Origin of the sequence: Streptosporangium roseum DSM 43021 (genome assembly GCF_000024865.1) — a bacterium.
Lineage (GTDB): Bacteria > Actinomycetota > Actinomycetes > Streptosporangiales > Streptosporangiaceae > Streptosporangium > Streptosporangium roseum.
The window spans coordinates 6,581,167-6,604,405 of record NC_013595.1; the positions used below are offsets into that span (position 1 = coordinate 6,581,167).

A 23,239-nucleotide genomic window follows, 5' to 3' on the forward strand; every position below is an offset into this window, starting at 1 on the left:
GATCATCCTTCCAAGGGGGATCGGGTCGTTGCGGCGAGGTCGCCCAGCCGGATGGGCTGGGCGATCGGACGCCGGGGTGCCGCGGGATCCTCACCGGCGAGGCATGCCACGGCGTAGCCGCACATACGGCCCTGGCACCAGCCCATACCGGGTCGGGCCAGCAGTTTGACGGAGCGCGCGTCGGTGGCGCCCAGGTCCTGGGCCTCGCGCACGGCCGACAGGGGCACCTCCTCGCAGCGGCAGACCAGCGTGTCGTCACGGAGCCACCCCTGCCAGCCCGGCCGTACCGGGTAGGCCTCCAGCAGCACCTTCGCGAAGGCCGCCAGGCGGTCCCTGCGCCGGGACAGGCGGGGCAGGGGCGGGACGCGCCGGCCCAGGTCCGCGGCGGCGCTCCGGCCCGCGATGCGCCCCTCGACCTCGGCCAGCACGGCTCCGCCGACACCGGTGGACTCCCCCGCCGCGTAGACGCCGGGCACGCTGGTGCGCAGCCCTCCGTCCACGGTGACGACGGGGCTGCCGTCGGCGTCGGCGCGGGTCGCGCAGCCGAGCTGGACCGGCAGTTCGAGCTGGGGGACGAAGCCGTAGCCGTAGGCGAGGGTGTCGCACTCGACGGTCCTCGTCGAGACCGGCCTCCAGGCGGAGTCCAGCCTCGCCACGGTGACGTGGGTCAGCGCGTCCCCGCCGTGCGCCGCGATCACCGCGTGGCGGCCGCGGTAGGGCACCAGGTTCCGGGCCAGGCTCGCGCCGTACCCGAGGGCCTCGCCGGCCTTGCCCGCGGCGAGCAGCGGGTGCCTGGCGAGCCCGAGCCGGCCGTTGGCCTCGTAGACGCCGCGCACGTCCGCGCCCGCCTCGGCCAGGCCGGCGGCGACCGGGAGCAGGAAGGGGCCGGTCCCGGCGACCACGACCTTCCGGCCCGCCACGACGAGGTTGCCCTTGAGCAGGGCCTGCGCGCCGCCGGCGGTCAGCACGCCGGGCAGGTCCCAGCCGGGGAACGGCAGGGGCCGGTCGTGGGCGCCGGTGGCGATCAGCAGCCCGCGCGCGGTGACCGTGCGGGGCCGCTCCTCGCGGTCTCCCTCGAGGCACCGTACGGTCACCGTCCCGTCGGCCCGCTCGACCGCCCAGACCTTGTGGCCGAGCAGCACGTCGGCGCGGGCGCGCAACGTCTCCCACTGCCGGGTGAACCTGTCCAGGCCGTGGTGGAGGGCCCCGGGCGCCTGGGCGTTGAAGCCTCGCGGCAGGTGCCGGAAGTACTGCCCTCCGGGCCTGGGCGCGGCGTCGATCAGCACGACGTCCAGCCCGGCGAAGGAGGCGGTGAGCGCGCCGGCCACCCCGGCCGGGCCCGCGCCGATGACGGCGAGGTCGTAGAGGGGCTTCACCGGCCGTTCACCGTCGTCTCGCCCTCGCCGCCGCCCGTCCCGTCCCGTCCCGCCGGCGCACCGGTGCTCACCCGGTCTCCGGGGCGGGCCTCCGTCAGGCAGGCCCGCAGGGACGGGCTGCCGTTGACCGTGACCAGGCAGTCGAAGCAGACGCCGATGCCGCAGAACAGCCCGCGCGGGCGGGCGCCGATCCTGGTGGTGCGCCACGACCGGATGCCCGCGCCGTGCAGGGCGGCGCCGATGGTCTGGCCGGGGATCACCGGGACGGGGGCGCCGTCCACGCTGATCTCGAACTCCGGCTCTGGCCGCGCTCGCACGAGGTCGTACGGCTGGTTCATCGGCGCTCCTCGAAGCGGTCCGGGCGGAAGGGCGTGAGGTCGAGGTCGGGGCGGAGACCGGCCAGCGACTGGGCGATCAGGTGGCCGGTGGCGGGGGCCAGGCCGATGCCCGCCCCCTCGTGGCCGCAGGCGTGGTGGAGGCCGGGGGCCCGGGGGTCCTCACCGATCACCGGCAGGTGGTCGGGGCAGTAGGGCCGGAAGCCGCAGTAGGCCCGGATCGCCCTGCGGTCGGCCAGCGCCGGGAACAGCTCCACGGCCTGGCGGGCGAGGCGTTCCAGCACCGGTACGGAGACCGTGCGGTCGAAGCCGACGCGCTCGCGGCTGGCGCCGATGAGCACCGGCCCCGAGGGGGTGCCCTCCACGACGGCGGACGTCTCCAGGCCCTCCGAGTCGCTGGCCACGTTGGTGACATAGGCGGCGGTGTAGACCTTGTGCCTGATCAGCGGCCTGTCGAACGGCTCGGTGACCAGGATGAAGCCGCGCCGGGGCAGGATCGGGACGTGCACGCCGGCCATGGCGGCCACCTCGCCGCCCCAGGTCCCGGCGGCGTTGACGACGGCTCCGGCGAGGATGTCGCCGTGGTCGGTCGTGACGCCGCCGATCCGGTCGCCGTCGCGCAGGAAGCCGGTGACCGTGACACCGGTGCGCAGCATCAGGGCGCCGCGGCCGAAGCTGTCGGCGCCCCGCCGGATCAGCCTGGCCGCCGCCAGCATGGGCTGGACCTGGGCGTCCTGCGGGTAGAACACGCCTCCGGCGAAGCCACCTGCCAGGTGGGGCTCGTAGTCGTTGAGCCCGCCGGAGGCGACCACCGTGTGCTCGACCCCCTGCTTGCCCGCCAGGCCGGTGAGCGCCTCCAGCACCTCGCCGGTCTCGGCGACCACCAGGCCGCCCTTGGCCTCGAACTCGAAGCCGTCGAGCTCCGCCAGCTCGCGCCAGAGGCCGTTGGAGAGCAGGGCGAGGTCGAGCTCGGGACCCGGCTCCTTGTCGGAGACCAGGACGTTTCCCTCTCCCGCGCCGGTCGTGCCGCCCGCCACGGGCCCGCGGTCGACGACGACCACGTCCAGCCCGGCACGCGCCGCGTAGTACGCGCACGCGGCCCCGACGACTCCGGCGCCGATCACCACGACGTCCGGCATGACTCACCTCACTCCCGCAACCTGACCCACCAGTACTATGTCACATACTGTTGTGCGGATCAATTGGGCGGCCCCGCCGTTCCGCCAGTTCAGCCGACCCATACCCGGCGGTACACCGCACAAGCCGTACGGACGGGAGCAGATCATCTCAGGGCGAGCGCATGGGCCCGCGACGGGACCGTCCCCCTCGCCGCCTAACATGTGAGCCGTGAAGCACCTCCTTGACCAGGCCCGTCGGCAAACCGTGAACCTGACGCGGTCCCTGTGGTCCCCCACGGCCGCCACCCTGCGCCGCTGGGCGCTGGTGGCGGTGGTCGTCAACGCCGGCATCACCGTGACCGGCGCGGCGGTCCGGGTCAGCAAGTCGGGGCTGGGCTGCCCCACCTGGCCCAGGTGCACCCCCGACAGCTTCGTCCCGATCGCCCACGGCGAGATCTCCCCGATCAACATGGCCGTCGAGTTCGGCAACCGGCTGCTGACCTTCCTGGTCCTGGCCGTCGGCCTGGCCTGCCTGCTCGCCGCGGTGAGGCTGCTGCCCCGGCGCCGGGACCTGGTCCGCCTCGCCTGGCTGCAGCCGATCGGCGTGGCCGCGCAGGGGCTCTGGGGCGGCGTGGTCGTGCACAGCGTGCTCAACCCGTTCACCGTGGGCATGCACTTCCTGATCTCCATCGGCCTGATCGCCGCCTGCGTCGCCCTCTACGCCCGCTCGCGGGAGGGCGACGCGGCGCCGGAGCCGCTGGTCCGCCGCGACATCCGCATGCTCGGCCACGTGCTCACCGCCGCGGTGGCCGTGCTGCTCGTCGCGGGCGTGGTGGTGACCGGCACCGGACCGCACTCCGGAGACGAGATGGCCTCCCGGTTCCCGTTCGACATCGAGGTCGTGGCCAGGATCCACGCCGACGTCGTCTACGTCGTGGTCGGGCTCACCTTCGCCCTGCTGTTCGCACTGCGCGTGACCGGCGCGCCCGCTCCCGCGCGGCGGGCGGCGCTGACGCTGCTGGCCGTGGAGCTGGCGCAGGGGATCATCGGATACGTCCAGTACTTCCTGGCCGTGCCCGCGTTCCTGGTCGGCCTGCACGTGCTCGGCTCGACGCTGGTGTGGATCTGCACGCTGCGGGTGGTGTTCGCGATGCGGACACGGGGGCCGCTGGGCACCCAGACCGCCCGCGGGGACAGGCTCGACTCCGTCCCCGCATAGCCGGACAATGGCCGGATGCCGCTGTCACGCATGACCCTCCGCCGCTCCTACCAGGCGGCGGTGCTGCTGAGCGTGCTCGCCGTCGCCCCGCTGACCTGGGCGTGGCTGACCAGCTCCGGGCACCGGGCGGTCGCCGACTCCGCCCCCGGCTGGATGAGCGGGGTCCCCGGGGCTCCGGTGGCGCTGGTCCTGGGCGCGGCGGCATGGGGGACCACCCCCTCCCCCATGCTGGCCAGGCGACTGGACATCTCCGCCGAGCTGTACCGCGCGGGCAAGGTGAAGGCGATCCTGCTGTCGGGCGACAACAGCCGTGCCGGCTACGACGAGCCCACCGTGATGCGCGACTACCTGCTCGCCCGCCGCGTCCCCGCCGGCGCGCTCGTCCTCGACTACGCGGGCTTCGACACCTGGGACTCGTGCGTGCGGGCCCGCGACGTGTTCGGGGCCACCCGGCTGACCGTGGTCACCCAGGTCTTCCACCTGCCCAGGGCCGTCGCGCTGTGCCGTGCGGCGGGCCTGGAGACCTTCGGCGTCGGCGACGACTCGGCCCGGCGCTGGGTCTCCACCTACTCCTACGCGGCCCGCGAGTTCCTCGCCTCGGCGAAGGGCTTCCTCGACTCGGTGGTCCTCGACTCCGCCCCCGTCTTCCCCGGGCCGCGCGAGACCACCCTCGACGCCGTCCTCCGGCCGGGCTGAGCTCCTACCGGTACGGCGAGGGGCCCGCGCCGGGCGGAGGCTGCGGGGCGGGGCCGGGCGGGGCGTAGCCGGGCGGGGCGTAGCCGGGCGGGGCGTAGCCCCGGGCGTCCGGGGACGCCTGCCCGGCCGGCACCGGGAAGTGGGCGCGGGCGCCCGCCATGCACTCCAGCAGCGCGTGCTGCTCCTCGTTGAACGTGCGCTCACCGATCATGTGACGCCTGGCCCGCTCGTGCAGCAGGCCGAGCTCGGTGGCCGCGAGCTGGTAGTCGTTCATCGCCCGCAGCCCGGCCCGGCCGCCGTTCGTCCTGGCCCACTGCCTGGCCTGGCGGCGGCCCGGCAGCGAGGAGAGCATCGCGACGTCGTAGGGGCCGACCAGCCCCGTCGCCTGGTAGGCGGGCAGGTAGGTCTGGATGAGGGCGACGATGCGCTTGCGGTCGCGGAAGACGATCCCGATGAGGATGAAAAGCACGATCATCAGCAGCACGTAGGCGACGGCCAGGCCGCCGATGCCGACGTAGGAGGCGAAGCCGTTCCAGATCCCGTGCAGCAGCATCGCGCCGATCCAGCCGGCCGCGATCACCACGACCCGCCCCCGGCCCTGGCGCTGCGCGGCGTAGGCCACCGCGACACCGATCATCGAGGTGAACAGCGGATGCGCGAACGGCGACAGGATCCCCCTGAGCACGACGGTCACCGCCAGCCCCTGCGCGCCCATGTCGTCGAGCGCGGCCACGTAGTAGCTGACGTTCTCGCTCATCGCGAAGCCGAGGCCGACCATGCTGGCGTAGATGATGCCGTCGGTGGGCCCGTCGAGCTCGGCCCGCTTGAACCTGAGCAGGCCCAGCAGGACCAGCCCCTTCATCGTCTCCTCGACCACGGGGGCGCCGAAGGTGGCGGCGATGTTGCGCGAGCTGTCATAGCCCAGCCGGACGGTGTTCTCGATGTAGATCAGGTTGAAGGAGTTGACGAGGCCCGCGACCAGGACCGCCACACCCGCCCCCCAGGCGAACGCGAAGATCAGGTTGCTCCGCGGCTCCGGCTCCATGCGGTCCAGCGCGAGCACGGCGGCCAGCAGCACCGGGACCGGGGCGAGGGCCAGGGCCAGGGCGATGAAGAAGTAGACCGGGTCACCGTTCAGCACGTCGAACGAGAACGACGCCAGCGCGCACAGACCGGTCACGACAAGACCGGCGATCAGTGCGACAGACGGGCGGTCCTTGAACACCCACCGAGGATCACGGCTTGCCATGTGGCAACCGTAACCGATCAAACACGACGTGTCCCCCCTCCCTCTCCCGCGGCCGGCGGCCACCCGGGGACACCGCCGTCACGCGGATCGGGGGGCCGGGCGTCACGGGCGCGGAGGAGGGCCGGGAAAGGGCGAGGCCGCGGGGGCGCATGCCGTACCTGGAGCGCTCAGACGAGCATCGAGTCGACGGCGACGGCGAGGAAGAGCAGCGCCAGGTAGGCGTTGGACCAGTGGAAGAAGCGCATCGGGCGCAGGTCCACGCCGGTCTTGCCCGCGTTGACCCGGCCGAGCAGGCGGTAGACCTCCCACAGGCAGGCGGCGCCGAGGACGACGGCCACGGCGGGGTAGAGCAGGGTGGTCCCGGCGATCGGCCACAGCAGCAGCGAGCAGGCCACCGTCGCCCAGGTGTAGGCGATGCTCTCCAGCACCACGCGGCGCTCGGTGGCGACCACCGGGAGCATGGGGACCTTCGCCGCGGCGTAGTCCTCCTTGTAGCGCATGGCGAGGGTCCAGGTGTGCGGCGGGGTCCAGAAGAACACCACGCCGAACAGCACCAGCGGGGCCCAGTCGAGGCTGCCCGTGATACCGGCCCAGCCGATCAGCACCGGCATGCACCCCGCCAGGCCTCCCCACACCACGTTCTGGGAGGTCCGCCGCTTCAGGATCATCGAGTAGACGAGGACGTAGAACAGGTTCGCCGCCAGCGACAGGCCGGCCGCGAGCCAATTCACCGTCAACCCCAGACCAAGAGTCGACAGCACGCCGAGGACGACGCCGAAGATCAGCGCGTTGGCCGGCGGGACCTGGTCGCGGGCCAGCGGGCGGCGCCGGGTACGGCGCATCGCGGCGTCGATGTCACGGTCGATGTAGCAGTTCAGCGCGTTCGCGCTGCCCGCCGACAGGGTGCCGAACACCAGGGTGGAGACGGCGATCCACAGCGGTGGCAGACCGCGGGCGGCCAGGAACATCACCGGCAGCGTCGTGATCAGCAGCAGCTCGATGATCCGCGGCTTGGTGAGGGCGACATAGGCCTTCACGACGTCGCCGAACGAGCGCGGCGCGACGGTGTCTGCCGTGCCCGTCGCGGACGGGGCCGTCGATTGCTTGTCGGTCAGCACCATCTAAGGCGCTTCCAGCACGTGCGGGGTCAACGCGTAACCTCTGATTAGAGCGAATCCGTGAATGCGGGCACCAGCCAGCCTTGAATACTCAACTCTAGTTGTTGGGGTGGCCGGTTCCGGCATGGGGTGCGGAGACGGCAGGACGGGACGCCTCACGGGGGTTCCGTCCACGCTGATCACCACTCCTGTGGACTCGCCCCGGATCGGCCTACGCAACGGTAGCAAGGCCGACCCGTTAGGGTCCGGTGTGGGCGGGAAATGCCAAACCGGCGCCACCATCACACGACTAGATCCGGAGATCGAGCACTTGAGCAGCGAACTCGTGCCAGCCCTTGAATGGAGCGACCTGGACCGTCAGGCGGTCGACGTCGTACGGGCCCTGGCGATGGACGCGGTAGAGAAGGCGGGGTCGGGTCACCCCGGCACCGCGATGAGCCTCGCGCCCGCCGCGTACCTGCTTTTCCAGCAGACGTTGCGGCACGACCCGTCGGACCCCACATGGGCGGGTCGGGATCGATTTGTCCTTTCCGCCGGTCACACCAGCCTGACCCTGTACATCCAGCTGTACCTGTCGGGCTACGGCCTGTCCCTGGACGACCTCAAGGCCCTGCGCCAGTGGGACAGCCTGACCCCGGGCCACCCCGAGCACGGCCACACCATCGGTGTCGAGACCACCACCGGCCCGCTCGGCCAGGGTCTCGGCAACGCCGTCGGCATGGCCATGGCCGCCCGCCGCGAGCGCGGGCTGTTCGACCCGGACGCGGCGCCGGGCGCCAGCCCCTTCGACCACATGATCTGGTGCATCGCCTCCGAGGGTGACATCGAGGAGGGCGTCAGCCACGAGGTCAGCGCCATCGCCGGCCACCAGAAGCTGGGCAACCTGGTCGTCGTCTTCGACAGCAACCACATCTCCATCGAGGACGACACCCAGATCGCGCTGAGCGAGGACATCGCCAAGCGCTACGAGGCGTACGGCTGGCACGTCCAGACCGTCGACTGGACCAAGGACGGCGACTACACCGAGGACGTCGAGGCGCTGCACCAGGCCCTGGAGGCCGCCCGCGCCGAGACCGACCGGCCGTCGTTCATCCGCCTGCGCACCATCATCGGCTGGCCGGCGCCGAACAAGCAGAACACCGGCAAGGCCCACGGCTCGGCCCTGGGCGCCGAGGAGATCGCCGCCACCAAGACCGTCATGGGGCAGGACCCTGCCAAGAGCTTCGACGTCCCGGCCGAGGTCCTGGAGCACGCCCGCGAGGTCGTCGAGCGCGGCCGGGCCGCCCACGCCGAGTGGGAGAAGGCCTACCAGAGCTGGCGGTCGGCCAACCCCGAGCGCGCCGCCGAGTTCGACCGGATCAGCGTGCGGCAGCTGCCGACCGGCTGGACCGAGGCGCTGCCGGTCTTCGAGACCGGCGCCTCCATCGCCACCCGCAAGGCCTCCGGCGAGGTGCTCAACAGCCTCGCGCCCGTGCTGCCCGAGCTGTGGGGCGGCTCGGCCGACCTGGCCGAGTCCAACAACACCACGATGAAGGGCGAGCCGTCCTTCATCCCCGAGGAGTACCAGACCAAGGAGTTCCCCGGGAACCGCTACGGCCGGACGCTGCACTTCGGCATCCGCGAGCACGGCATGGGGTCCATCCTCAACGGCATCGCCCTGCACAACGGCACCCGCCCCTACGGCGGCACGTTCCTGGTCTTCAGCGACTACATGCGCCCGGCCGTACGGCTCGCGGCGCTGATGAAGCTGCCGGTCACCTACGTGTGGACCCACGACTCCATCGGCCTGGGCGAGGACGGCCCGACCCACCAGCCGGTCGAGCACCTGTGGGCGCTGCGCGCCATCCCGGGCCTGGACGTCGTCCGCCCGGCCGACGCCAACGAGACGGCCGCGGCGTGGCGGACCGTGCTGGAGCACGGCGACCGCCCCGCCGCGCTCGCGCTGACCCGGCAGAACCTCCCGGTCTACGCCGGCACCGCCGACGCCGGGAAGGTCGCCCGGGGCGCCTACGTCCTGGAGGAGGCCTCCAACGGCCAGCCCGCGGTGGTCCTGATCGGCACCGGCTCCGAGGTCGAGCTGGCCGTGCAGGCCCGTGAGCTGCTGGAAGCCGAGGGCATCCCGGCCCGGGTCGTGTCGATGCCGTGCGTGGAGTGGTTCCAGGCCCAGGACTCGGCCTACAAGCAGACGGTGCTGCCCCCCGCGGTCCGCGCGCGCGTCGCCGTCGAAGCGGGAATCGCGCTGGGCTGGCGGGAGTTCGTGGGAGACGAAGGGGAAGTGGTGAGCCTGGAGCACTTCGGTGCCTCGGCCCCCTACAAGACCCTTTACGAGCAGTTCGGCCTCACCGCCGAGCGAGTGGCTGCCGCCGCCAAGGCCAGCCTCGCGCGGACCGGGGCCGACAAGGGCGAGACGACAGGAAACTGATCATGAGTGAGATCCTGAAGAGCCTTTCCGGGCACGGCGTGTCGATCTGGCTGGACGACATCAGCCGCGAGCGCCTGCGCACCGGCAACCTGGAGTCGCTGATCCGCGAGAAGTACGTGGTCGGCGTCACCTCCAACCCGACGATCTTCGCCTCGGCGCTGAGCAAGGGCGACGCCTACGACACCCAGCTCCACGACCTGGCCGTGCGCGGCGTGGACGTCGAGGAGGCGGTGCGCGCCATCACCACCTACGACATCCGCTGGGCCGCCGACGTGCTCAGGCCGGTCTACGACGCCACCGACGGCGTGGACGGCCGGGTCTCGATCGAGGTGGACCCGCGCCTGGCCAGGGAGACCGACAAGACCGTCGCCGAAGCGCGCGCGCTGTGGTGGATGGTCGACCGGCCCAACCTGTTCATCAAGATCCCTGCCACGGTCGAGGGCCTGCCCGCGATCACCCAGGCGATCTCCGAGGGCATCAGCGTCAACGTCACGCTGATCTTCTCCCTCGAGCGCTACCGCGCCGTGATGGACGCCTGGCTGACGGGCCTGGAGCGCGCGCAGGCCAACGGCCTGAACCTGGCCGGCATCGAGTCGGTGGCCTCCTTCTTCGTCAGCCGCGTCGACAGCGAGATCGACAAGCGTCTGGAGAAGATCGGCACTCCCGAGGCCAAGGCCCTCAAGGGCAAGGCGGCGGTCGCCAACGCCCGCCTCGCCTACGCCGCCTTCGAGGACGTGGTCAACTCCCCGCGCTGGCAGGCGCTGGCCGCCGCCGGAGCCCACCCGCAGCGCCCGCTGTGGGCCTCCACCGGCACCAAGGACCCGAGCTACCCCGACACCCTCTACGTCGACGAGCTCGTGACGGCGGGCACGGTCAACACCATGCCGGAGAAGACCCTCGACGCCGAGGCCGACCACGGCCGGATCACCGGCGACACCATCCGCTCCTTCTACGAGGACGCCTGGAACACCATGGCCGCGCTCAAGGAGGCCGGCATCGACTACGACGACGTGGTGAGGGTGCTGGAGGAGGAGGGCGTGGAGAAGTTCGAAGCGTCCTGGAAAGAGCTCCTGGCCACCGTCTCCGCCGAGCTGCGGAAGGCGTGAACCCCATGTCAGTGTCCGTGACGTTCGGCGAGGAGAAGCCGGCCGAGCAGGCCGCGGAGACCGCCCGACGGCTCGCAGCCGAAGGGGTCCACGAGGCCCTGGCCGCAGGCGACCCCACCCTGTGGGGCCCGGAGGCCGAGCCCGAGGCGGCGATCCGCCTCGGCTGGCTCACCCTCTCCCGGACCAGCAGGGAGCTGCTGCCGGAGCTCGGCAAGCTCGTCGAGCGGGTCCGGGCCGAGGGCCTGGACCACGTGGTCCTGGCGGGCATGGGCGGCTCCTCGCTCGCTCCCGAGGTCATCACCGCCACCGCCGACGTGCCGCTGACCGTGCTCGACACGACCGACCCCGGCCAGGTGCGCCGGGCGCTCGACGACCGGCTGGACCGCACGATCCTGGTGGTCGCCAGCAAGAGCGGCGGCACCGTCGAGACCGACAGCCACCGGCGGATCTACGAGAAGGCCTTCCGCGACGCGGGGATCAACCCGGCCGAGCGGATCATCGTGGTCACCGACCCGGAGTCGCCGCTGGAGCAGACCGCCCGGGACGCGGGATACCAGGTCTTCCTGGCCGACCCCAACGTGGGCGGCCGCTACAGCGCCCTGACGGCGTTCGGCCTGGTGCCCAGCGCGCTGGCCGGGGCGGACGTGGAGCGGCTGCTCGACGACGCCGCCGCCGTGCAGCCGCTGCTGTCGCAGGCCGAGGGCAACCCCGGCCTGGACCTCGGCGCCGCCCTCGGCGCCGCCGCGCTCTCCGGCCGCGACAAGCTCGTGCTGGAGGACAGCCTCTCGGAGATCAACGGCCTGCCCGACTGGATCGAGCAGCTGGTCGCCGAGTCCACCGGCAAGCAGGGCAAGGGCATCCTGCCGGTCGTCGGCGCCGAGCCGGGCGAGGCCGGCGACGAGCTGGTCGCCGGGATCGACTCCGACGGCGCCCTGACCGTCAGCGGCCCGCTGGGCGCGCAGTTCCTCGTCTGGGAGTACGCCACGGCCGTCGCCGGCCGCGTCCTCGGCATCGACCCGTTCGACCAGCCGAACGTGGCCGAGTCCAAGGAGAACACCGGCAAGCTGCTCGACCAGCCGGAGCTGCCGGTCGGCACCCCGATCCTGGTCGACGGCCCGGTCGAGGTGTACGGCGAGCTGCCCGGCTCGGAGGCCCCCAAGGACCTGTCCGACGTGTTCACCCGGCTGCTGGAGGCCATCCCCTCCGACGGCTATCTCGCGATCATGGCCTACCTCGACCGGGAGGCGGCGTTCGACGCGCCCCACGCCGAGGGAGCCTCGTTCGAGGAGATGACCGAGGCGTGGAGCGCGGCCGACCCGGCCACGCTGCGCGCGCAGCTCGCGGTCCGGACCGAGCGGCCGATCACCTTCGGGTGGGGCCCCCGGTTCCTGCACTCCACCGGCCAGTACCACAAGGGCGGTCCGCAGAACGGCGTGTTCCTGCAGATCACCGGGGCCGTGGAGGAGGACGTCGAGGTGCCCGGCAAGCCGTACACCCTGGGCCGCCTCCAGCTCGCGCAGGCCCTGGGAGACCAGGGCGCGCTGGCCAGGCGCGGGCGTCCCACCGTACGGCTGCACCTGACCGATCGTGCGGCCGGTGTCGCACGTCTGCTCGCGGCAGCGCGGGAGGTCTGAATGAGCAAGGAACGCTCCGTGGTGCGGGCCGATCCCGCGCAGGGTGACGTGGCGCAGGGTGACGTGGCGGAGACCGGCCACGCGCACTCCGACGGCGCGCACCACACCGCCGGGGCACACGCCGAGGAGTCCGTGGCGGCCGCCTCGGCGGCCGCGATCGCCTCCACCACCGACGAGGTGGTGGCCGCCAACCCGTTGCGCGACCCGGGCGACAAGCGCCTGCCGCGCGTGGCGGGGCCCTGCGTGCTGGTGCTGTTCGGCGTGACCGGCGACCTGGCGCGCAAGAAGCTGCTGCCGGCGATCTACGACCTGGCGAACCGGGGGCTGCTGCCCCCGGGTTTCTCCCTGGTCGGCTTCGCCCGTCGCGACTGGCAGGACCAGGACTTCGCGCAGCTCACCCATGACGCCGTCAAGGAGCACGCCCGGACGCCCTTCCGCGAGGAGGTCTGGAAGCAGCTGTCGGAGGGCATCTTCTTCTGCCCGGGCGAGTTCACCGACGACGGCGCGTTCGACGCGCTGGCCATGATGCTCAAGGAGATCGACGAGACCCGTGGCACCGGCGGCAACTACGGCTTCTACCTCTCGGTGCCGCCGAAGTTCTTCCCGGTCGTGGTCGAGCAGCTCAAGCGGACCGGTCTGGCGCACGGACCCGAGGGGTCCTGGCGCCGGGTGGTGATCGAGAAGCCCTTCGGGCACGACCTGAAGAGCGCCCAGGAGCTCAACGCGATCACCAGCGCGGTCTTCCCGGAGAGCTCGGTGTTCCGCATCGACCACTACCTGGGCAAGGAGACCGTCCAGAACATCCTGGCGCTGCGGTTCGCCAACAACCTGTTCGAGCCGATCTGGAACCGGGGTTACGTCGACCACGTCCAGATCACGATGGCCGAGGACATCGGCATCGGCGGCCGGGCGGGTTACTACGACGGCATCGGCGCGGCCCGGGACGTGATCCAGAACCACCTGCTCCAGCTGCTGGCGCTGGTGGCGATGGAGGACCCGACGTCGTTCGAGGCCAACTCGCTGCGCCGGGAGAAGGAGAAGGTCCTCAAGGCCGTCCGGCTGCCGCAGGACCTGGCCGAGGCCACCGCGCGCGGCCGCTACGGGGAGGGCTGGCAGGGCGGCGAGCCGGTCGTCGGCTACACACAGGAGGACGGCATCTCGCCGGACTCCATCACCGAGACCTACGCCGCCATCAAGCTGGAGATCGCCAACCGCCGCTGGGCGGGGGTGCCGTTCTACCTGCGCACCGGCAAGCGGCTGAGCCGCCGGGTGACGGAGGTCGCCGTGGTGTTCCAGCGCGCGCCGCACCTGCCGTTCAGCAAGGACGACACCGAGATCCTGGGGCAGAACGCCCTGGTCATCCGGGTGCAGCCGGATGAGGGGATCACGGTGCGGTTCGGCTCCAAGGTGCCCGGCACCGCCATGGAGGTCAGGGACGTCTCGATGGACTTCGCCTACGGCGAGTCGTTCATGGAGTCCTCCCCCGAGGCCTACGAGCGGCTGCTGCTGGACGTGCTGATCGGCGACCCGCCGCTCTTCCCGCACCAGCGCGAGGTCGAGCTGTCGTGGAAGATCCTGGATCCGATCGAGGACTTCTGGGCCACCCAGGGTCCGCCGGAGGAGTACCCGGCGGGCACGTGGGGCCCGGCGTCGGCCGACGAGATGATGGCCCGCGACGGGCGCGCGTGGAGGAGACTGTAGATGGCGAGCTTCATGCTCAGCGGCACGACCGCGTCGAAGATCTCCTCCCAGCTCACCCAGCTGCGCCACCAGATGGGCACCCCCGCGGTCGGCATGGTGCTGACCCTGGTGGTGGTCTCCGACGAGAGCAACCAGTACGACGCGGTCCGGGCGGCGACCGAGGCGGCCAGGGAGCACCCCTCCCGGATACTGGTCGTCATCCCCCGCGACCCGCAGGAGCCCAACCGGCTCGACGCCGAGCTGCGGTTCGGTGAGTCCACCCCGGGCGAGGTGATCCTGCTGCGCCTGTACGGCGAGCTCACCAAGCACGCCGACTCGGTGGTCGGTCCGCTGCTGCTCACCGACACCCCCGTGGTGGTCTGGTGGCCGGGCGACTGCCCGGACGTGCCGGCCAAGGACTCGATCGGCATGCTCGCCCAGCGCCGCATCGTCGACGCGCGGTCGGCGGCCGACTCGGTGCAGGCGATCACCGGCCGGGCCCGGGGCTACGTCCCCGGTGACACCGACCTGGCCTGGACCCGGTTGACGACGTGGCGGAGCCTGCTGGCCGCAGCCTTCGACCAGCCGGTGGGCAAGGTCAAGAAGGGGTTCGTGGAGGCCGTGCCCGGCCACGCCAGCGCCCTGCTGCTGGCGGCCTGGCTCAGCGAACGCCTCGGCGCCCCGGTGAAGGTCTCCGAGTCGGCCGGTCCCGGCCTGACCGCGGTCAGGCTCGTCACGGCCGACGGCGACATCTCCATCAGCCGCGGTGACGGCCGCCTGGCCACGCTGTCCCGTCCGGGCCAGCCGGACCGCCGGGTGGCGCTGACCCGCCGCCCGACGTCGGAGCTGCTCGCCGAGGAGCTCCGGCGCCTGGACCCCGACGAGATCTACGAGGCCGCGATCCGGCGTCTCGCCCGGACGCACAAGTCCTGACCTGTGAGCGCCCCGCGGCCGGCCGCGGGGCGCTCTGTCCTCGAAAGCACGTTGAAAGAGAAGTCCCGTGAGCGTTCCCAACGTGATCATCCATCGCGACGCCGACATGCTCGCCAAGGCGGTCGCCGCCCGGGTGATCACCCGCACCGTCGACGTGCAGTCGGGCAAGGGCTCGGCCTCGCTGGTGCTGACCGGTGGCACCGTCGGCATCGCCACCCTGGCGGAGATCGCCGCCAGCCCGGCCCGCGACGCCATCGACTGGCGCAACCTGGACATCTGGTGGGGCGACGAGCGCTTCCTGCCCTCCGGGCATCCCGAGCGCAACGAGACCGGTGCCCGCCAGGCCCTCCTCGACCATGTCGACGTCGACCCCGCCCGCGTCCACGTGATGCGCGGCCCCGACTCGGGCATGACCGCCGAGGAGTCGGCCGAGGCCTACGCCGATGAGCTCCGCAGGGCCGCGCGTCCCGAGGACCACGGTCCGGCGCCGTCGTTCGACGTCATGATGCTGGGAATGGGCCCGGACGGCCATGTGGCGTCGCTGTTCCCGGGCATGCCGGCGCTGTACGAGACGCGCCCGGTGGTCGCGGTGCACGGCTCCCCGAAGCCTCCGCCCACCCGCATCTCGCTCACGCTGCCGGTCATCCAGGGGTCGCGCGAGGTGTGGCTGATCGCCGCCGGCGAGGAGAAGGCGGGAGCCGTACGGCTGGCGCTGTCGGACTCGGGGCCGATGCAGGTGCCGGCGGCCGGCGCCCGCGGCCGCCGGCAGACGCTGTTCCTGCTGGACAGGGCGGCCGCCTCGAAGATCCCGTCGTCCCTGGGTCGGCTCTCCTCCCCCTGAGCCCCTGAAGTCCCCGAGCCATCGACCCCCGCCGAGCCTGTGAGCACGGCGGGGGTCAGGTCGTCTCGGGGGCCTCGGCCAGCGCGTCGATCTCGGCGAGGATCCCCCGCCTGCCCTCCGCGTCCAGGCAGGAGGCGTTGACGGCGTTGCGGGCCAGTCCCGCCAGCGCCCGCCGGTCCAGGCCGAAGACTCCGGCGGCGATCCGGTACTCGTCGCTCAGGGTGGTGGCGAACATGGGCGGGTCGTCGCTGTTCAGCGTGACGAACAGGCCCTCCTCCAGCATGCGCGGGAGGGGGTGCCCGCTGATGTGGGCGACCTGGCCGGTGCAGACGTTGGAGGTGGGGCAGACCTCCAGGGGGATCTGGGTGTCGCGGAGGTAGGCGACCAGCCGCGGGTCGTCCAGGCAGGCGATGCCGTGGCCGATCCGCTCGGCACCCAGGCCGTCGAGTGCCTCCCAGATGGTCTCCGGGCCGCTCATCTCACCCGCGTGCGGGAGGCTCCGCAGCCCGGCGGCGGTGGCGGCGCGGAAGGCGTCCCTGAAGGCGTCCCGGTGGTGCGGGCGTTCCTGCTCGATACCGCCCATGCCGAAACCTACCAATGCCTGGGGAGGTTCTTGCAGAGCGTGGTCCAGCGTCACCCGGGCCGCCTCGGCCCCGTACTCGCCGGGGATGTCGAAGATGTAGCCGACCCGGACGCCGTGCTCGCCGGCGGAGCGCCGGGCGGCCAGGTCGAGCGCCTCGGTGACCTCGCGCATCGGCATGCCGACGACGTGGTGGGCGTAGGGGGTGACCGTCAGCTCGACGTAGCGCGCGTTCTGCGCCGCCAGGTCCGCGGCCAGGCCCAGCACCAGTGTCGCCACGTCCTCGGGGGTGCGGACCAGGGCGTTGACCGCCCCGTAGACCTCGGCGAAGTGCGGGAAGTCGCGGAAGGCGTAGAAGTCGCGCAGTTCCTCCTCTGTGACGGGCACCCGGCTGCCGGGGTGGCGCCGGGAGAGCTCCAGCACGGTGGGGACGGAGGCGGAGCCGATCAGGTGGACATGGAGCTCGACCTTGGGGAGCGCGTCGATGAAGGCGTCGATCGTCATGCCGAGACCTTACGCACGCCGTGGTGGCGCAGGGTAGATATAGGGCATTAATCTCACATGTAAATGTAAGAATTGTCCCGTACGGCGGATCCGGCGGCCGGAGCGGCCCGGCGGACGCCGGGGACAGCCGACCGGCCGGAGCGGCGTCCGGCGCGGCGGCCCCACCCGTCCCGGAGGCCGCCCGCGTGTCCGGGAAGGGCGACCTCGTGTCCGGGAAAGCCACCCGCGTGTCCGGGAAGGGCGACCGGCGGCGTGTCCACGGAGGGCGGAAAAGGATTCTGCGTCACCATGCCTCCCTTACCGCGAAACCTGGCGCATAGTGGGTGCTAGAAACTCGGCACCCCCACGGAGGCCACTCGTGTTCGAGCGCTTCACAGACCGTGCCCGCCGTGTCGTGGTTCTGGCCCAGGAGGAGGCCCGGCGGCTCGGCCACAACCACATCGGCACCGAGCACCTCCTGCTCGGCCTGCTCGGGGAGGGGGACGGCGTCGCCGGCCGCGCGCTGCAGGCCTCGGGCATCGGCGGCGAGCAGGTGCGCAGCGACGTCGAGGAGATCATCGGCCGGGGCGACGAGACCCCGCCCGACCACATCCCGTTCACCCCGCGCGCCAAGAAGGTGCTGGAGCTGTCCCTGCGGGAGGCCCTCAACCTGCACCACAGCTACATCGGCACCGAGCACATCCTGCTCGGCCTGATCCGCGAGGGTGAGGGCGTGGCGGCCCAGGCGCTCACCAGGCAGGGCGCCCGGCTGGAGGCCGTACGCGCCCAGGTGATCACGCTCATCGGGCGGCGCGGCCCCGACCGGCCACTGACCACGGAGGAGGGCTTCTACGGTCTCGGGCCCTCGTCCGGCGCGAAGCTGGAGCGGATCCAGGAGAGCCTGGACCGGATCGAGCGCCGGCTGGACGCCATGGGCGTGCCCCCGGACCCGGGCCCGCGCGACGGGTAGGGCTCCCGGACCGGCGGGTCACCCCGGGCAGGCGCCGGGCGGGCGCCCCGGGAGGATCTCCCGGGGCGGGCCGTCGCAGCGACCCGCCCCGGAATGCGGCCTCTCCGGTCCGAGGCCCCTGAGTGATCTCGAACCGGTCGGGCCTGGTGATGGGTTCAACTCGGGGATGCCGTCGCCATCACGCCCACGGCCAGCCTGGCTTCCACCACGCCGGGGTCCTCGGTGTAGCCCAGGGTCGCGCCGAGCGAGACCAGGAGCCTGCGCATGCGCACGTTGTCGGACAGGAGGGTGGCCTTGACCTCGGCGAAGCCCAGGTCGCGGGCCTCCCCGACGATCATCCTGGCCAGCGCCGCGCCCAGTCCCCTGCCCTGCCAGCGGTCCTCGACCAGGAAGGCCATCTCGGCGATGCCGGGGTCGGGGGTGAACATCAGGTTGGCCAGCGCGACCACCTGGCCGTCGTGCCCGGCGACCAGCGAGTGGCCGCGGGTGCGGTCGCAGAGCCGGTCGAAGACGCGGGGCGGCAGCATGGGCATGGAGGTGAAGTAGCGGAACCGGCGCGCCTCGGGCGAGCAGCGGTCGTGCAGGTCGCGGACCGCCTCGCGGTAGAGCGGCGTGAGCGGGCGGACCTGGGCCTCGGTGCCGTCGGAGAGCTTGACGGCCCGCTCGGTCCCCGCCGGCTGGTGGGGCGGGGGCTGCGCCAGCCGTACGAAGGAGGCGGCCCGGGCGGCCTCGGTCAGGGTGAAGGGCAGCTCCGCCCGGCGCACCCGGATGGCGCGGCGCGGGGCCACCGGCACGGTCAGCAGCGTCGGGTCGGGCAGGTCGCTCATGTCCGAACCGTAGACCCAGCGGGAGTCGTCGGCGCGCAGCAGCTCCCCCAGCAGCTCGGGCAGGCGCCAGGGCATCGCGCGCAGGCGGGAGGCGAGCAGGAGGGCGCGGGTGGGCTCGTCGGTGAGCTGGTGGGCGGTGGCGGCGACGACCTTGACCTGGCGTCCGCCGGCCGCCTCCAGCGCCTCCCGGACGGCCTCGGGACCGGCGGGGATCTCCGCCACGAACTCGTCCACGGTGCCGTCCGTGTCGGACTGGACGCTCATGCCCAGGATGTTGCCGCCCTTCTCCGCCAGCGCGGCGGCCAGCGAGGCCAGCCGTCCCGGCCGCTCGTCCACCGTCGTTCGAATCCTCAGAAACCCCATCAGAACGCTCCCTCCGTCGAGTACAGCCTGACGGAGTCCTGTTACAGGACTGCTACACATGAGTGAGCCCGCCGTTACGTCGGAGAAGATCACTCATGATGCGGTTCTACAACGGTTTCCGTCGGAAGGTGCGCTCTAATTGACGGATATAGCAGGATATGAGGCCATGAGCACGCGTGTTCCCCTGGCTGGGGACTTCGTCAATGGAGATGTCTCCTTCTGGTACCGCTCCCTCGGCATCCCCACGGCCGGAGAGCCCCTCCCCGGCGACCGTGACGCTGACGTGGTGATCGTCGGCGCCGGCTACACCGGCCTGTGGACCGCCTACTACCTGAAGAAGGCCAGCCCGAACCTGCGAGTGGTGGTGCTGGAGAAGGAGTTCGCCGGGTACGGCGCGTCCGGGCGCAACGGCGGCTGGCTGGTGGGCGAGCTGGCGGGCACCCCCGAGCGCTACGCGCGGACCCATGGCGTGGACGCTGCCAGGCGGCTCCAGCGGATCATGTTCGACACGATCGACGAGGTCGTCGCGGTCGCCGGGGACGAGGGAATCGACGCCGACATCGTCAAGGGCGGCGTCACCACGGTCGCCACCAACGCCGCCCAGGACCGGCGGCTGCACCAGCTGCTCGCCCACGAGCGCCACTGGGGCTGGACCGAGGAGGACGTCCGGCTGCTGGACCCGGCCGAGCGGGAGAGCCGGCTGAGGGTCGACGGGGCGGTCAGCGCGATCTGGAGCCCGCACTGCGCCCGGATCCAGCCCGCCAAACTGGTCCGCGGCCTGGCGCGGACCGTGCGCGACCTGGGGGTGGAGATCTTCGAGCGCACCCCCGTCACCGAGATCGTCCCGCGCGAGGCCCGCACGCCGTACGGCACGGTCCGCGCCGACTACGTCATCCGCGCCACCGAGGGCTTCACCGCCGAGCTGAAGCAGTACCACCGGGCCTGGCTGCCGATGAACAGCTCGATGATCGTCACCGAGCCGCTGGGCGACCTGTGGGACGCGATCGGCTGGGAGGGCTGCGAGCTGCTCGGCGACATGGCGCACTACTACATGTACGCCCAGCGCACCGCGGACGGCCGCATCGCCTTCGGCGGGCGCGGCAAGCCCTACCTGTACGGCTCCCGCGTGGACGACAGGGGCCACACCCACGAGTGGACCGTCGATGCGCTGTGGGAGCTGCTGACCGGCATGTTCCCCGCGCTGAGGGCCTCCAGGGTGGCGCACGCCTGGTCCGGGGTGCTGGGCGTGCCCCGCGACTGGTGCGCCACCGTGCACGTCGACCCGGCCACCGGGGTCGGCTGGGCGGGCGGCTACACCGGGCACGGGGTGACCACCGCCAACCTGGCCGGCCGTACCCTGCGCGACCTGATCCTGCGCGAGGACACGGAGCTGACCACGCTGCCCTGGGTGGACCGCAAGGTGCGAGGCTGGGAGGTGGAACCGCTGCGATGGATCGGCGTGCACACCATGTACGACCTGTACCGGCGGGCCGACGCGAGGGAGAAGGCCGGGCTCGGCCGCACTTCCGTCCTGGCACGCGTCGCCGACACCATCACCGGACGCTGAGGAGAGTCATGACCTGCCCGTACGACATCCCTGTGGTGACCGAGTGAGCGACATCCTGTTCCGGGGCGGGCGGGCCTTCCTCGCCGCCGACGCCTTCGCCGAGGCGGTGCTGGTCCGCGACGGGCGGATCGCCGCCGTGGGCGCCGAGTCCGACGTCGTACGGCGCGCGGCCCCGGGCCACGAGACCGTCGACCTGGACGGCGGCCTGCTGACCCCCGGCTTCACCGACTCCCACATCCACCCGGTCCAGGCCGGTCTGGAGCGGGCCAAGTGCGACCTGGCCGAGGTCTACGGCCTGCCGGAGTATCTGGAGCGGATCGGCGCCTACACCCGGTCGCACCCCGGCCACGAGTGGATCGACGGCGGCGGCTGGGACATGGCCGCCTTCCCCGGCGGCCTCCCGCACCGCTCCCAGCTCGACTCCTTCGACCGCCCGGTCTACCTGATCCAGCGCGACCACCATGCCGCCTGGGTCAACACCCGGGCGCTGGAGCTCGCCGGGATCACCCGCGACACCCCCGACCCCGCCGACGGCCGGATCGAGCGCGACGCGGACGGCACGCCGAGCGGCGTGCTGCACGAGGGGGCGATGGACCTGGTGGGCCTGCTCACCCCGCGCCCCACGGCGCGGGACCTGTCCGACGCGCTGGTGGAGGCCCAGTCCCACCTGTTCTCCCAGGGCATCACCGGCTGGCAGGACGCCATCGTCGGCTCCTACGCGGGCTCCGACGACCAGCTGCCCACCTACATCGCGGCGGCGGCCTCCGGGCGGCTGAAGGCCCGGGTCGTGGGCGCGCTCTGGTGGGACCGCGCGCGCGGCGCCGAGCAGATCCCCGAGCTCATGGAGCGCCGCGAGGCCGCCGAGGGCCTTGAGCGGTTCCGCGCCACCTCGGTGAAGATCATGCAGGACGGCATCACCGAGAACTTCACCGCCGCGGTGATCGAGCCCTACTGCCGCTGCGGCGGCACCGGCCTGTCCTACGTGGACCCCGCCCTGCTGAAGGAGTATGTCGCCGAGCTGGACCGGCACGGCTTCCAGGTGCACTTCCACGCGATCGGCGAGCGTGCCGTCCGCGAGGCGCTGGACAGCTTCGAGGGGACCGACCCGGCCAACCGGCACCACATCGCGCACCTGCAGATCATCGAACCGTCCGACGTGCCGCGGTTCGCCGCGCTCGGCGTGACGGCCAACCTGCAGCCGCTGTGGGCCACCCACCACGCCCAGATGGACGAGCTGACGATCCCGTTCCTGGGCGACGAGCGCTCGGCCTGGCAGTATCCGTTCGCCGACCTGCAGCGGGCGGGGACCCGGTTCTGCGCGGGCAGCGACTGGCCGGTCTCCATCGCCGACCCGATCCAGGGCATGCACGTGGCGGTCAACCGCACCGAGCCGGGCGGCTCGGTGCACGCGGACTACCCGACGGCGCAGACCCCGTTCCTGCCCGGCCAGAGCCTGGACCTGGCCACGGCGCTGACCGCCTACACCGCCGGCTCGGCGTGGATCAACCACGACGACGACGCCGGCACGATCACCCCGGGCAACCGCGCCGACCTGGTCGTCTTGGACCGCGACCCGTTCGCCGAACCCGCGGCCGACATCTGGCGGACCGAGGTGGCGATGACGTTCGTCGGCGGGGAGCAGGTCTACCGCCGCTGACCTTTACCACGAGAGGAAAGCAACGAGGCGGCCGAGGCCGGCTCCGACCACTGCCACCGGCACCGTCGGACCGGTCCTCGCGATCACCGGCCCCCCGGCTTCGACGCCTCCGTCCTCGACCTGTTCGTGCCGCTGGCCGTGGGCGGGGCGGTGCAGCTGGCCGGTGACGCCGACCGCACCGACCCGGCCAGGCTGCAGCGTTTCGCCGCCGAGCACAGGGTCACCTGGGGGTTCACGCCCCCGGCCGTGCTGTCCCTGCTCGACACGGCGGGCGGCCCCCTCGTCCGGAGATCAGGGTGCCGCCCGGGAGACGAGGCGATCAGCCGCGCAGGCGCTTCAGGCATCCGTAGACGCCCACGGCCACCACCGCTTCGGGATCGCTCAGGTCCCCATGGAATTTGTCCGAGATCTCGGACACGGCACCGGTCGCGCACTGGCCCGCCTTCCACCAGGCCCATTCCCCCGCGGCCTTGGCCGCGTCGACGATCTGACGCCAGAACCTCTTGACGAACGCCACGACCGCTCCCCAGGAGCGCGGAGCCTCGGCGAACACCTCGTCGGGGAAGCGGTAGTCGTCCTCCGGGTCGCTGTTCACGAGCGACACGGCCATGGAGTGGACCCTCTCCTCCGAGACGCCTGCGGCCTGCGCCACGGCCGTGAGCTCCCGGGAGAACGAGGCTCCGTCGGCGAAGGCCGCGCCGGCACCGGCCGAGGTCGCCACCACCACCGCCGTGATCAGTGCCGCCATGGTTCCGGCTGTGCGCTTGAGCATGGAATACCCTCCCTGTCGAGTGACGGTCGGCTGGGCGTGTGCGCCCTGCCACCACCGGACACCGTGCCGCAGGCTGCTCACCCGCCGGTCACCCGACAGTCACTCGATGACTACTCAGTGTCATCATCGATGCCTCCCGGCCGACCGCGCCCCCAGGAGTGCCGCCGGCTCCGGCCGACCTCGCCCACCCCGTTCCGGCGCGCCACGCCGGGCGCCCGCCGAGGGTCGCCATGCCGAGCGCTTGCCGCTTCCCCGGGCCCTCTTGACGCGCATCCCTAATTACTCAACGAGAC

The 23,239-nt window shown here is 72.3% G+C and carries 19 protein-coding genes and 1 pseudogene; 11 read left to right on the plus strand and 9 right to left on the minus strand.

Translation table 11 applies throughout. The features are described 5' to 3' along the window. Positions 1–2: 2 nt before the first annotated feature. Genes SROS_RS28960 through SROS_RS28970 form a run of 3 tightly spaced genes read right to left on the minus strand, consistent with a single transcriptional unit; the run spans position 3 to position 2,850 of the window. Positions 3–1,376, minus strand: coding sequence for an FAD/NAD(P)-dependent oxidoreductase (locus SROS_RS28960; RefSeq protein ID WP_012892475.1), 1,374 nt, complete (start codon positions 1,374–1,376; stop codon positions 3–5). After that, positions 1,373–1,714, minus strand: a complete 342-nt coding sequence (locus SROS_RS28965) for a (2Fe-2S)-binding protein (protein WP_012892476.1) — start codon at positions 1,712–1,714, stop codon at positions 1,373–1,375. The genes SROS_RS28960 and SROS_RS28965 overlap by 4 nt, the downstream gene beginning before the upstream one ends. Further along, positions 1,711–2,850 (minus strand): NAD(P)/FAD-dependent oxidoreductase, encoded by a 1,140-nt coding sequence (locus tag SROS_RS28970; protein WP_012892477.1) that lies wholly within the window; start codon positions 2,848–2,850, stop codon positions 1,711–1,713. Before SROS_RS28970 ends, SROS_RS28965 begins: the two co-directional genes overlap by 4 nt. Positions 2,851–3,058: 208 nt before the next feature. Between SROS_RS28970 and SROS_RS28975 the strand changes: the two genes are divergently transcribed. Both SROS_RS28975 and SROS_RS28980 read left to right on the plus strand, forming a co-directional pair. Beyond that, complete coding sequence (locus tag SROS_RS28975) at positions 3,059–4,048, plus strand: COX15/CtaA family protein (RefSeq protein ID WP_012892478.1); 990 nt, start codon at positions 3,059–3,061, stop codon at positions 4,046–4,048. 15 nt (positions 4,049–4,063) lie between these two features. Continuing rightward, positions 4,064–4,744 carry a SanA/YdcF family protein gene (locus tag SROS_RS28980; protein WP_012892479.1) on the plus strand — a complete coding sequence of 227 codons (681 nt, stop codon included), beginning with the start codon at positions 4,064–4,066 and terminating at the stop codon, positions 4,742–4,744. A 4-nt stretch (positions 4,745–4,748) separates the two neighbouring features. Here SROS_RS28980 and SROS_RS28985 read toward each other — a convergent pair whose 3' ends face one another. Next, on the minus strand, positions 4,749–5,993 hold the full coding sequence (locus tag SROS_RS28985) for a PrsW family intramembrane metalloprotease (RefSeq protein ID WP_043653176.1): 1,245 nt from the start codon (positions 5,991–5,993) through the stop codon (positions 4,749–4,751). A 167-nt stretch (positions 5,994–6,160) separates the two neighbouring features. Further along, complete coding sequence (locus SROS_RS28990; RefSeq protein WP_012892481.1) at positions 6,161–7,114, minus strand: heme o synthase; 954 nt, start codon at positions 7,112–7,114, stop codon at positions 6,161–6,163. Positions 7,115–7,499: 385 nt separating this feature from the next. On the opposite strand from SROS_RS28990, the gene tkt reads away from it, so the two are divergent. The 6 genes from tkt (at position 7,500) to pgl (ending at position 15,727) form a co-directional block, all read left to right on the plus strand. Next, the gene (tkt, locus tag SROS_RS28995) at positions 7,500–9,533 is read left to right on the plus strand and encodes a transketolase (RefSeq protein ID WP_245564770.1); all 2,034 of its coding nucleotides are present in this window, start codon (positions 7,500–7,502) and stop codon (positions 9,531–9,533) included. Between the two features lie 2 nt (positions 9,534–9,535). Continuing rightward, entirely contained in the window at positions 9,536–10,639 is a 1,104-nt protein-coding gene (gene tal, locus SROS_RS29000; protein WP_012892483.1) for a transaldolase, read from the plus strand. A 5-nt stretch (positions 10,640–10,644) separates the two neighbouring features. Beyond that, positions 10,645–12,273, plus strand: a complete 1,629-nt coding sequence (locus SROS_RS29005; RefSeq protein WP_012892484.1) for a glucose-6-phosphate isomerase — start codon at positions 10,645–10,647, stop codon at positions 12,271–12,273. Beyond that, complete coding sequence (gene zwf, locus SROS_RS29010; protein ID WP_245564312.1) at positions 12,274–13,974, plus strand: glucose-6-phosphate dehydrogenase; 1,701 nt, start codon at positions 12,274–12,276, stop codon at positions 13,972–13,974. Beyond that, on the plus strand, positions 13,975–14,886 hold the full coding sequence (locus tag SROS_RS29015; protein ID WP_012892486.1) for a glucose-6-phosphate dehydrogenase assembly protein OpcA: 912 nt from the start codon (positions 13,975–13,977) through the stop codon (positions 14,884–14,886). A 67-nt stretch (positions 14,887–14,953) separates the two neighbouring features. Next, positions 14,954–15,727 carry a 6-phosphogluconolactonase gene (gene pgl / locus SROS_RS29020; protein ID WP_012892487.1) on the plus strand — a complete coding sequence of 258 codons (774 nt, stop codon included), beginning with the start codon at positions 14,954–14,956 and terminating at the stop codon, positions 15,725–15,727. 55 nt (positions 15,728–15,782) lie between these two features. On the opposite strand, the gene add is transcribed toward pgl, so the two are convergent. Then, on the minus strand, positions 15,783–16,811 hold the full coding sequence (gene add / locus SROS_RS29025) for an adenosine deaminase (RefSeq protein WP_012892488.1): 1,029 nt from the start codon (positions 16,809–16,811) through the stop codon (positions 15,783–15,785). 358 nt (positions 16,812–17,169) lie between these two features. Here add and SROS_RS29030 point away from each other — a divergent pair. Next, positions 17,170–17,625, plus strand: a pseudogene (locus tag SROS_RS29030) (Clp protease N-terminal domain-containing protein); the annotation flags it as partial. Between the two features lie 290 nt (positions 17,626–17,915). Here SROS_RS29030 and SROS_RS29035 read toward each other — a convergent pair. Further along, on the minus strand, positions 17,916–18,950 hold the full coding sequence (locus SROS_RS29035; RefSeq protein WP_012892491.1) for a GNAT family N-acetyltransferase: 1,035 nt from the start codon (positions 18,948–18,950) through the stop codon (positions 17,916–17,918). Positions 18,951–19,116: 166 nt separating this feature from the next. On the opposite strand from SROS_RS29035, the gene SROS_RS29040 reads away from it, so the two are divergent. Next, complete coding sequence (locus SROS_RS29040) at positions 19,117–20,517, plus strand: NAD(P)/FAD-dependent oxidoreductase (RefSeq protein WP_012892492.1); 1,401 nt, start codon at positions 19,117–19,119, stop codon at positions 20,515–20,517. Positions 20,518–20,560: 43 nt separating this feature from the next. Further along, entirely contained in the window at positions 20,561–22,174 is a 1,614-nt protein-coding gene (locus SROS_RS29045; RefSeq protein WP_012892493.1) for an amidohydrolase, read from the plus strand. A 3-nt stretch (positions 22,175–22,177) separates the two neighbouring features. On the opposite strand, the gene SROS_RS51270 is transcribed toward SROS_RS29045, so the two are convergent. After that, entirely contained in the window at positions 22,178–22,390 is a 213-nt protein-coding gene (locus SROS_RS51270) for a hypothetical protein (protein ID WP_043653181.1), read from the minus strand. A 103-nt stretch (positions 22,391–22,493) separates the two neighbouring features. Further along, complete coding sequence (locus tag SROS_RS51275) at positions 22,494–22,946, minus strand: hypothetical protein (protein WP_012892494.1); 453 nt, start codon at positions 22,944–22,946, stop codon at positions 22,494–22,496. Positions 22,947–23,239 lie beyond the last annotated feature (293 nt).

Coding starts and splice junctions, on each gene's coding strand:
- SROS_RS28990 (WP_012892481.1), bottom strand. CDS start 7,114: ATGGTGCTGACCGACAAGCAATCGACGGCCCCGTCCGCGACGGGCACG.
- tal (WP_012892483.1), top strand. CDS start 9,536: ATGAGTGAGATCCTGAAGAGCCTTTCCGGGCACGGCGTGTCGATCTGG.
- SROS_RS29005 (WP_012892484.1), top strand. CDS start 10,645: ATGTCAGTGTCCGTGACGTTCGGCGAGGAGAAGCCGGCCGAGCAGGCC.
- SROS_RS28980 (WP_012892479.1), top strand. CDS start 4,064: ATGCCGCTGTCACGCATGACCCTCCGCCGCTCCTACCAGGCGGCGGTG.
- SROS_RS28965 (WP_012892476.1), bottom strand. CDS start 1,714: ATGAACCAGCCGTACGACCTCGTGCGAGCGCGGCCAGAGCCGGAGTTC.
- SROS_RS51275 (WP_012892494.1), bottom strand. CDS start 22,946: ATGCTCAAGCGCACAGCCGGAACCATGGCGGCACTGATCACGGCGGTG.
- SROS_RS29035 (WP_012892491.1), bottom strand. CDS start 18,950: ATGGGGTTTCTGAGGATTCGAACGACGGTGGACGAGCGGCCGGGACGG.
- SROS_RS29015 (WP_012892486.1), top strand. CDS start 13,975: ATGGCGAGCTTCATGCTCAGCGGCACGACCGCGTCGAAGATCTCCTCC.
- SROS_RS28985 (WP_043653176.1), bottom strand. CDS start 5,993: ATGGCAAGCCGTGATCCTCGGTGGGTGTTCAAGGACCGCCCGTCTGTC.
- SROS_RS29040 (WP_012892492.1), top strand. CDS start 19,117: ATGAGCACGCGTGTTCCCCTGGCTGGGGACTTCGTCAATGGAGATGTC.
- add (WP_012892488.1), bottom strand. CDS start 16,811: ATGACGATCGACGCCTTCATCGACGCGCTCCCCAAGGTCGAGCTCCAT.
- tkt (WP_245564770.1), top strand. CDS start 7,500: ATGGACGCGGTAGAGAAGGCGGGGTCGGGTCACCCCGGCACCGCGATG.
- zwf (WP_245564312.1), top strand. CDS start 12,274: ATGAGCAAGGAACGCTCCGTGGTGCGGGCCGATCCCGCGCAGGGTGAC.
- SROS_RS28970 (WP_012892477.1), bottom strand. CDS start 2,850: ATGCCGGACGTCGTGGTGATCGGCGCCGGAGTCGTCGGGGCCGCGTGC.